The organism is Sandarakinorhabdus rubra (assembly GCF_010994245.1).
GTDB classification, from domain to species: domain Bacteria; phylum Pseudomonadota; class Alphaproteobacteria; order Sphingomonadales; family Sphingomonadaceae; genus Sandarakinorhabdus; species Sandarakinorhabdus rubra.
In genome coordinates, this window is record NZ_WMHO01000376.1 from 1 (window position 1) to 1222 (window position 1222).

The window sequence follows — 1222 nt, forward strand, 5'->3', positions numbered from 1 at the left end:
CAGTCGATGAAATCGGGATCGGCCGGGCCGCCAAGGCGCGCCAGCAATTGCTGCCAGGCCGCCAGCAGCGCGCCGCGCAGCACCAGCCCACTGCGCGCGCCCTCCACCCGCGCCCGCGCCGCGCCGTCCAGCCAGTCCGGCGGATCATCGAGCAGCAGGGCCAGCCGCGCCTCCAGCTGGGCCAGCGGCAACGCCAGCCGGGCAAGCGCGGCACTGGCCGCGCCGGCGGCCTCCACCAGCCGGGGCAGCACATCGGCCACCTCGGTTTCGAGGCCATAGCCACTGTCCGCATCCTCGGCCCGCGCCAGCACCTGGGCCCTGACGGCGCCCAGCAAGGCTTCCACCGGGCCCTCCGGTTCATCGCCGGCAACGCGGTTCAACCAGGCGTCTGCCGGCAGGGCACGAGCGGCCGCCGCAATCTGCTCGACGGCGCGCGCCGCGTCATCATCATAGCTGATGGCATCGGCGAGGCGCGCCGCCAGGCCCCGCCGCCGGCCGCGCCCGGCCGCGCGTTCTGGGCCGAGCAGCCAGTTCTTCAGCTCCACCGCCTCGCGGCCGGTGAGCGCCACGGCAAAGGTCGCGTCGGCCGCGTCGAACAGGTGGTGGCCTTCGTCAAACACCAGCCGGTTCAGCCCGGCGCCCTCTGCCCGGCCGCGCGCGGCGTTCACCATCACCAGCGCATGGTTCGCGATCACCAGGCTGGCCTGGGCCGAGGCTCGCGTCGCCCGCTCGATGAAGCAACTGCGATAATGCGGGCAGGCGGCATAGATGCACTCGCCGCGCCGATCGGTGAGGCCGGCAAAGCTGGCGCGGCCAAACAGTGGCGGCAGCCAGCCGGGCAGATCGCCCCCCACCATGTCGCCATCCTTCGTGTAGGCCGCCCAGCGCTCGGCCAGCCGCGCGAAGATGGCGGCGCGGCCGCCAAAACCGCCCTGCACCGCGTCTTCGAGGTTCAGGAGACACAGATAATTCTCCCGCCCCTTGCGCACCACCACGCGAGTGCGGCGTTCATCGGCATCAGGCCAGATGCGACGGGTTTCGGCATCCAGCTGGCGTTGCAGCGCCTTGGTGTAGGTGGCCACCCACACCGCGCCGTCGGCGGCCTCGGCCCACAGGCTGGCCGGCGCCAGATAGCCCAGCGTCTTGCCGATGCCGGTGCCGGCTTCGGCCAGCACCATGGTGGGCTGGCCGGCGCCGGCGCGCGGCGCGAAGGCATCGGCCA

At 73.0% G+C, this 1222-nt stretch carries 1 pseudogene; it reads right to left on the reverse strand.

The window, feature by feature from the left end:
* Positions 1-1222 (reverse strand): annotated as a pseudogene (locus GJV64_RS14635) (ATP-dependent DNA helicase); the annotation flags it as partial.